The sequence below is a fragment of the Allorhodopirellula solitaria genome, assembly GCF_007859855.1.
Taxonomy (GTDB): Bacteria; Planctomycetota; Planctomycetia; order Pirellulales; family Pirellulaceae; genus Rhodopirellula; species Rhodopirellula solitaria.
On record NZ_SJPK01000043.1, the window covers coordinates 1 to 8,761 of the forward strand.

6 protein-coding genes are annotated in these 8,761 nt (G+C 56.4%); 5 read left to right on the plus strand and 1 reads right to left on the minus strand.

Annotated elements, in window-relative coordinates; all coding sequences use genetic code 11:
* The first annotated feature begins 739 nt into the window (after positions 1-739).
* Positions 740-2,269, plus strand: a complete 1,530-nt coding sequence (locus CA85_RS24325; protein ID WP_146394294.1) for a protein kinase domain-containing protein — start codon at positions 740-742, stop codon at positions 2,267-2,269.
* Positions 2,270-2,379: 110 nt separating this feature from the next.
* Here CA85_RS24325 and CA85_RS24330 read toward each other — a convergent pair whose 3' ends face one another.
* Positions 2,380-2,937 carry a helix-turn-helix domain-containing protein gene (locus CA85_RS24330; RefSeq protein ID WP_146394296.1) on the minus strand — a complete coding sequence of 186 codons (558 nt, stop codon included), beginning with the start codon at positions 2,935-2,937 and terminating at the stop codon, positions 2,380-2,382.
* Between the two features lie 297 nt (positions 2,938-3,234).
* Between CA85_RS24330 and CA85_RS24335 the strand changes: the two genes are divergently transcribed.
* From CA85_RS24335 to CA85_RS24350, 4 genes are all read left to right on the plus strand, one after another.
* Positions 3,235-4,374, plus strand: coding sequence for a phosphonoacetaldehyde reductase (locus tag CA85_RS24335; RefSeq protein ID WP_146394297.1), 1,140 nt, complete (start codon positions 3,235-3,237; stop codon positions 4,372-4,374).
* Positions 4,375-4,481: 107 nt separating this feature from the next.
* Positions 4,482-5,753 carry a phosphonoacetate hydrolase gene (phnA, locus tag CA85_RS24340; protein WP_146394299.1) on the plus strand — a complete coding sequence of 424 codons (1,272 nt, stop codon included), beginning with the start codon at positions 4,482-4,484 and terminating at the stop codon, positions 5,751-5,753.
* 62 nt (positions 5,754-5,815) lie between these two features.
* Positions 5,816-7,243, plus strand: coding sequence for an aldehyde dehydrogenase family protein (locus CA85_RS24345; protein ID WP_146394301.1), 1,428 nt, complete (start codon positions 5,816-5,818; stop codon positions 7,241-7,243).
* Positions 7,244-7,507: 264 nt separating this feature from the next.
* Positions 7,508-8,602, plus strand: a complete 1,095-nt coding sequence (locus tag CA85_RS24350; RefSeq protein ID WP_146394303.1) for an alkaline phosphatase D family protein — start codon at positions 7,508-7,510, stop codon at positions 8,600-8,602.
* Positions 8,603-8,761: the final 159 nt, after the last annotated feature.

Below are 8,761 nucleotides of genomic sequence, written 5' to 3' on the forward strand. Positions count from 1 at the left end.
TTCAGCAAGCGTGCTGTCCGTTATTTCAAGCCGTACTTGCGAAACTTGGTTCGCGCCGCAGTCTTTGGTCTCGCCTTCGCAGTGCCGTTGATTCGTTCATCTTTCGCAGCTACTGCGAGATACTCGATGCCATCTTGAGTGACCGGTGTCGGAATCAATTCTTACCGCCATAGAGTCACCCGCTCAGCGAGTCGAACGTTGGGGCGTCGGAAAAGCAATCCCGGGGGAATGCGACGCTACCGGTGCGCTTCGAGAGTCGCGAAAGTCAGTGTTTTTCCTTTCCGCTGGTTCCAATTTAGTGAAATTGACACGCTCGATGCCGACAATCGCAGCAGCGGCACCGATCACGCCCTCTAAAAACCAACCATCGCAGTTCACATGCCGCCTATCCACCCAATAGCGGGGTGCCGCCGGGAACTGCTGCTGATTTTCAGTCATTCGGCAACTAGGAAAAGGTGGTATCAATCGTGGTGAGGAAATGACTTGCAACGGACTATTGTACCAGACCCTTTTCGCACCAAAACCCAGCGTGAGGTCGGCTACGGTTGGATCAGCGAGGGCTCGAGGCAGTATGGTTGACTATTCGATAACCGTCGGCAACAAAGAGCCCTCAGATGTGACCGCACGTTGATCGGACGAAACGAAGCGCGCGGGTGGCCGAAGTTCGTAAACTGCCCGAGTCCATCCGTCCATCACTCTTACGCTGAATTTTTTAGACAACCTCGGAAGCAATGTCCCTGTGAACGGCACCTCGCTGATCGGCCAGCCGGCACCTGAATTTGAATTGCCGTGTATTACTTCCTCTGGTCGCTTGTACACAACCACAATCGCCAGGTTTCGAGGCAAGTGGCTGACGCTGATTTTTTATCCACAGGATTTCTCGCTCATCTGCCCGACCGAACTGACGGCGTTTAGCGCACGGCTTCCAGAATTCCAGCAGCGAGAGTGCGAGTTGCTCGGCATCAGTTCCGACTCGATCGATCGTCATCGCGATTGGCTGGCAACGCCACCGTCGGAGGGAGGATTGGGGCCGATCCAGTTTCCACTCGGGGCAGACGAGCGAGGATCCGTTGCGCAGGCCTACGGAACCTGGCAACGCGAAAAAGGACTCTCCGCCCGCGGTCTTTTTATTGTCTCCCCCAATGGGGTCGTGGAGTATGGCGTTGTGCACAACCTGAGTGTTGGCCGTAGCGTCGACGAGGTCCTTCGCGTGCTTGACGCACTGCGATCAGGCGGCCTATGCCCGGTCAGCTGGACAAAAGCGGACGGCACGATCGATGTCGAAGAATTACTGCAACCCGGCCGATTAATCGGGCACTATCGGGTCGCAGAGACGTTGGGCAAAGGTAACTTCGGGACTGTTGTGGCAGCACACGATGAACGACTCGATCGCGAAGTGGCTGTCAAAGTTCTACGCACCAATGCGTTGGAATCTCGGGCCAATCTGTTAGATGAGGCACGGGCGGCCGCGAAGCTTCAGCACCCTAACATCTGCACCGTGTTCGCGATCGAGGAGGAAGACGGATTGCCGTTGATTGCGATGGAGCGAATCGATGGGCGATGTCTTAGCCACTTAATCGACGAAGGGCTGACAACCCTCCAACAGAACTCCATCGCCCGTGGAATCGCCGCAGGCCTAACCGCTGCGCACGCCCAGTCAATCACGCACGGTGACCTCAAACCTGCCAATATCCTCGTCAAAGAAGACGGGACGCCCAAGATTCTTGATTTCGGTTTGGCGCGCGGCAACCGGGCACAATCAGAAAAGAGTCGGCGACAACCGTCCGATGCGAGCGCGGGTGTGAAGAACGTCGTGATGCCCGCTGCCGATCCCCACGTCGTCGATCCCCACGGTGCTTCCGCGATGTCGCTCGATAACGATGATTCAAGTGGCGGACAATTCGCCGTAACGACTTCCTTGGATCGGCCAACTCTCAGCGATACTTCGGATGACACGCATTCCGATGTGTCGCGCAGATCAGTGATTCGTGGCACGCCCCTGTACATGTCACCCGAACAGATTCGCGGCGAACCGACGACACCGGCCAGCGACGTCTTTTCGTTTGGATTGGTCTGGTACGAACTCATGACCGGAGACCGGGCGCTTCCGAATTCGCTAGCGGAGATCTACAACGCTCTCCAGTCAGACGAATTTGCTGATGAGATCTCGGTTCACGTGCCGAGCGAGTGGCAGTCACGACTCCACACGCTGTTAGCCAAAGACCCACGAGAACGGCCAACGATCCAGCAGTTTCTAGCTCAGATTTAGAACCATCGACGCGTCAATCTTCTCGGCGGCAGATACGCGGGGGTCAGTCATCCCCGCTGTTTCGAGATCTCGCGTCCATCGGATCCCGATGTGTCCCATCCCTTTGGTGACTACTCGCCGCGAAATACGCACAGAACCGTTGCGGTCCGCTTACTCGAATTAATAACGCGGTGAGGCACACTGCTATCAAAATAGATGCAATCCCCTGCTTTGACCGTGTGTTTTTCTCCATCAAACTCGAATTCGATCTGCCCCTGCTGCACCATCAGGAATTCCTCTCCAGTATGCGTCAATGCTTGCTCACGGGCGACGCCTGCGGGGACAGTCAATAGAAAGGGATCCATCGATCGACTCGGTCGCTTGTGTGCGAGCGACTCATAAACCGTCGTGTTTGACTCACTGGATTCGCGTTCGACCACGAGCCGTTCGTCTTTGCGGACGACGACAAGCGTCGGCTTCTCATCCAAGCCAGCGACCAATTCCGACGTTGTTACATTCAACGCAACTGCGATCTGTCCCAACGCTGGCAGCGAAGGGGTCACGCGAAAGTTCTCAACTTTGGACAGCCAACTGCGCGTCAAGCCAGTCCTCGACGCGACTTCCTCGAGCGTCATGTGTCGGTCGAGCCGGAGTGATCGGATGCGTTGAGCTAATTCGACAAGATTCATGGTGCGATTGTAAAGCAACACTGCCTCTTCACGAAGCAGACAAACGCCCCCCCAGCAAAATTGAAGTCTCCCCGGTTGGTACGCTCTTCACGCTTCATGGATGAGGCCGCCCCTTTTCGGATCGGTGCGTCGGGCCACTTTCTGTTTCCGCTTGACCAATCCTAACCGCGGCCGAAAACCGTGATCGCCGGAGAACCCCGTGTCGCCTCACAGTCACCATGTGTTGACTGCCAGTCACCCTCACTGATAAGCTTGGGCGACGATACCCAGAGGGCAAGAGGATCACGAGGTTTGCTGATGAGCGTCTTAGAACACGATACCTCTCTGGGCGAGGGAGCGATTGAAGGGATCGCCGATGTTCTCGAGCGATATGGGGCAAATCGCATTGCATTCGTCGTCGATACGCCCGCTTACGAAGCGGGGGGCGCGGCCGACGCAATCGAGCCTGCTCTCGAGGCCAGTGAGGTGGTTCGGTTTTCTGGCTTCGCACCCAACCCAAATCTCGCCGATATTGAAAGTGGGACAAAGCTCTTTCGAGACCTCGATGCCGATCTGGTGCTCGCCTTCGGCGGAGGGACTGCGATCGACATTGGCAAAGTCATTGCGGCTGTGGGTCGTGAGACCGCACCGATTCGCGACCTGATCACCGGCGATGCCCTGCTGAGCGGCCGCAACGTGCCGCTGGTTGCCATTCCCACGACGGCGGGCACGGGCAGCGAAGCGACCAGCTTTGCCGTTGCCTACGTCGATGGGGAGAAGTACTCCCTGGACGATCCATCCCTGTTGCCCAATCATTCGATTGTTGATCCCCGGTTAACGCACAGCTTGCCAGCGAGGATCACCGCGGCGACAGGACTGGATGCCTTTTGCCAAGCGATCGAATCGATTTGGGCCGTCGGCGCGACCGAGGAATCGATCGGCTACGCGACCGAAGCGGCTCAGTTGGCTTACGAAAATCTGCCGGCTGCCGTCAACACACCGACGCCAGCAACGCGGCATGCCATGTCCCGCGCCTCGCACCTCGCTGGCAGAGCAATCAATATTACCCGCACGACAGCCTCGCACGCATTGTCGTATCCGTTGACATCGCAGCTTGGAATTCCCCATGGCATCGCCGTAGCACTCACTTTAGGCCCCATGCTGGAATACAACTCGGGGATTACCGATTCCGATTGTGTTGACCCGCGTGGAGCCGCCCACGTGGTCGACCGCATGCAGGCGATCTTCACGATCCTGGATTGCTGCTCCGCTGCGGAAGCCAAAACCAGAGTGACCGACCTGATCGGATCGCTTGGGTGTCCGAGCACGCTGGTGGAAGCGGGCATTACCGATCCCGCCGAACTGAGCCGTTTGATCGCGGGCGTCAACGCACTGCGAATGTCCAACAACCCTCGGCGAACCACACACGAAGCCTTGATCGAATTGCTCGGAAGATGAGCAACGTGCGTGACTCGATCGCAACGCCCGCTCTTCCTAACTACCCACGACGGTCACCTCGCGATTCGTCTGACTCACCAATCAAACCTCTCCCCTTGAGAACGCCCATGCTTTCAACAGAAAAGTCGAATGTCTCCGAGACAGCATTCTCGGTGAACGGTCGCGACTACAGTCCGCCAAGGGTTCCGATCGCTGTGATCTTGATCGACGGTTGTGCTGACGAATACCTGTCGATTTCGCTGGCGAAAAATCAGATGCCGAAGCTGGCCAAGATGCTCGAAAATGGACATCGCTCCTTTGTCCGTGGCGCGTTACCTTCGTTTACGAACGTCAATAATAGCGCGATTGTTAGCGGCGTTCCACCGCGTCACACTGGGATTGGAGGTAACTACATTATCGATCCCGAAACGGGCGCAGAGGTGATGACGAACTCGTCGAAGTTCCTCCGCACCGAAACCATTCTCGCTGCCGCCGCAAACGCCGGGCGGAAGGTTGCCATGGTGACGGCCAAAGACAAGCTGCGCGAGCTACTATCAAAGAACATGGAAGGCATTGCATTCAGCGCTGAAAAAGCCGACGAGGTAACGCTCGATGTCAACGGCATCGACAATATCGAATCCCATGTCGGTCCCAAGCCTGAAATCTATTCGCCCGATGCGAGCCTATACGCACTGAAATCCGGCGTCTATCTGATCGCAACTGGACAAGCAGATTTCTGCTACCTGACGCTGACCGATTATATGCAGCACAAGTACGCTCCCGAAGCTCTCGAGTCCCTGGCTTTCTACCGCGATATTGACGAGCAGATCGGAAAACTGCTCGATTTGGGATGTGTGGTGGCCGCTACAGCCGACCACGGCATGAACGCTAAGTGTGATGCCGACGGCAACCCGAACGTGGTGTTTTTGGAAACGGAATTGACTAAGCAGTTCGGCGAAGGGATCACCGTGATTTGTCCGATCACCGATCCCTACGTCGTGCATCACGGTGCCTTGGGTTCCGCCGTCACTGTCTACCTGCCCGATTCGGTAAACCAAGCCGAGGTCGCGGACTGGATCCTCAACCTGCAGGGCATCACTGAGGTTCATGGCAAGGAAACCGCCGAGAGCAAGCTCGAATTGCCTGCCGACCGGATCGGGGATCTGTTCGTGCTGTCGGCGCGCGATTATGTGATCGGTCGCACGCCGGCGCATCACGACCTGAGCCAACTCGAAGGGCAACTGCGGTCGCACGGCGGACGATACGAAGAGATGGTTCCGATGGTGCTGTCGCATCCATTGAACGATACATACTTCAAAAGGTCCCAGGGGGATCCTCGCAACTTTGACATCTTCGACTTCGCCTGCAATGGTGTCGTTCTGCCGGACTCTGGGCGCTAGCCGCTCCTGCGTATCCGATGCGTGGGTGCCAGCAAAAAACTTCTTTCTGGGAAACAGGAAACATGTCCGACACGCCCCTTAATCTGCCGTCCTACATCTGCGGCGAAGCAATCCATACCGATTCGAAGCTCTCGGTGTACTACCCATACGATCATTCGTTGACCGGTACGATCAGCCAGATCAGTGCAGACCATATTGAGCCGATGATCACGGGGGCGCTCAGTGGGTCGAGCGAGTTGAATCGCTACGACCGATCGCAGGTTCTGACCAAGGCGCGGGACATCCTACTGCGACGATCCGATGAGTTTGCGCACGTGATCCGCCTCGAGTCGGGGTTGTGCATGCGTGAGACGCACTATGAAGTGGGGCGGGCTGCCGATGTGTTGCAGTTCGCTGCTGCCGAGGCACTCAAAGATGATGGCCAAATTTTTTCTTGTGACGTTTCTCCGCAGGGCAAGCAGCGCAAGATCTTTACGATTCGCGAGCCGCTGAAACTGGCTTTGGCGATTACGCCTTTCAACCATCCGCTGAACCAAGTTGCCCACAAGATCGCACCGGCGATCGCAGCCGGGGTTCCGGTCCTGGTGAAGCCGTCGGACAAGACGCCCTTGACCGCTGTGCGGCTTGCAGAGGTATTGTACGAAGCGGGCTTGCCGCGTTCGCTGATGAGCGTGTTCGTTGGCGACATCGAAACAGTCGTCGAACCATTGATCGCTGACGAACGCATCGAGCTGGTTACGTTCACAGGGGGAACCGCCGTTGGGAAACGTATTTCCAAGACCGCGGGGTACAAAAAATTGTGCCTCGAACTCGGTGGCAACGCACCATTGATCGTGTTGGACGACGCCGATATGGAAATGGCCGTTAAGCTGGCTGCCGAGGGCAGTTTCCGCAATTCGGGCCAGCGCTGCACAGCCGTAAAAAGGCTGCTGATTCACGAAAAGATCAAGAACGAGTTTGTCGAGCGTTTTGTCGAGAGAACGAAGAGCTACATCGCCGGAGATCCCGCATCGCCGGATACCTTGATCGGTACAGTGATTGACGAGGCGTCGGCCAAAACTCTCGAAGCCCGCGTCCACAAGGCGGTCGCCTCAGGAGCCAAAGTGCTTGAAGGCGGGCGCCGCGAGGGGGCGTTGCTGGAGCCAACGATTATCGACGACGTGCCACGCGATGCCGAGATGATCGTCGAAGAATCATTCGGCCCATTGGCACCGATCATCACAGTCGCCGATCTCGACGATGCGATCGCCGTGGCAAACGATTCCAAGTTTGGCTTGTCCTCGGGCGTTGTGACCAACAGCCTGCCTGCCGCCCTTGAATGCGTGCGACGCATTCGCACCGGCACGGTGAACGTCAACGAAGTCCCCGGATATCGCATCGAGTGCTCACCGTTTGGCGGGTGCAAAGATTCGGGCTTGGGCGTCAAGGAAGGAGTGATCGAAGCGATCAAATTCATGTCCAATATCAAGACATTCTCGCTGCCCTGGTAACCCACACCCAAAGTCGTCCTTCATGTTTGTTCTCAGGGTGCGCCGATTTCGTCACGGCCAGTGACGGGGATGCTGTTGGCGACCATGTTTTGCTACCTGTTTTTCTACGCGGGCCAGCAAACCTTCGGTTTTGCGATTGGAATCCACAGTGCGGCGAGATCCGGGGCGACTGATTTGGATACCCGTCGACTTCTTAGGCGAGAATTGACGATTTAGACACAATCAATACATCTACCCCATCACTCACCCAATGAAAGTTCAATCATGACGAAACCATCTGCTGAACTGTTGATCGCCTTTCTACTTCTGGCGTGCCCGACGCTGCGTGCCGGCGACACCGTCGGGCCTTATGTGGGCGTGCTGAAAACGACCGAGGCTTACCTGCTTTACAGCCCAGGAAAAGAATCTGTGGATCTTCGTGTGACGGTGAAAGATGAAAATGGACGGACTGTTGCGGTGGCCCCGAGCCGCAGCGAAGCGGACCATGATTTCGTTGCAAAATTTCACGTCGAGGGACTCGAACCCGGAACGACTTATCACTATCAAATTGAAAAATTGGTCGGTGGCAAAGCGGACATTCTTGCTGGAGGGAATCAGGACTACCACTTTACAACCGTACCGACCGAGCGCAGCGGCCAAGTGCTCAACGTTGCATTTATTTCATGCGTCAACGACAGCACCGATCCGGTTTGGACGGAGATGGCCAAACACGATCTCGACATGCTGTGCTTCGGCGGTGATACACCCTACGCCGATACTGGCGACCTCGCCAGTTTGCGAGAGAAGCATCGTCATCTGCTCCAGCGTCCGGGGCTCGCATCGTTGTGCAAGAGCACCTCGCTCGTCGGCACCTGGGACGACCATGACTTTGGCAAGAACAACGCCAACGGAAAAAGCGCGGCGGGATTGAAAGTGAACAGGCGCCGTGCGTTCGTCGAATATCGCGCTCAGGAACGCTATGGCAGTGGAGACGAAGGCATCTACCAAAAGGTGGACTTGGGGGCGATGGAGGTGTTCTTGCTCGACGCGAGATGGTACTCGCAAATGGCTCCCTCGCCGGTCGCTCCGAACCAATCGACCTGTTTCGGCAACGAACAATGGCAGTGGTTGCTGGAGAGCCTCCGCAACTCGAGAGCCCCTTTCAAAGTTCTGCTACAAGGCCAGATTTGGCAAGACAAGAAAAACAGCGAAACCGATGACATGCAGACCTACTATGCCGAACGCGATGCGTTGCTCGATATGATCAAGGGGGAAGGAATTCCCGGTGTCGTACTGGTTGGTGGTGACATTCACGTCTCTCGATATCTGATGCACCCACAACGTGTCGGCTATGACGTTCACGGGGTGCGATCCGCGTAGTGCGCCTGTGATCTGGCGAGATTGGTATTCACGAAAAGAGGCTTCCTCCTGCAAAATGTTGGTGCTCAAACTAACACCGCAGGAAAGGAAGCCTCATGGATGTCAAAGGTATCGTCGGAAGCCTCACTCAAGCAATCGCAGATTCTGAAATTCAATCCC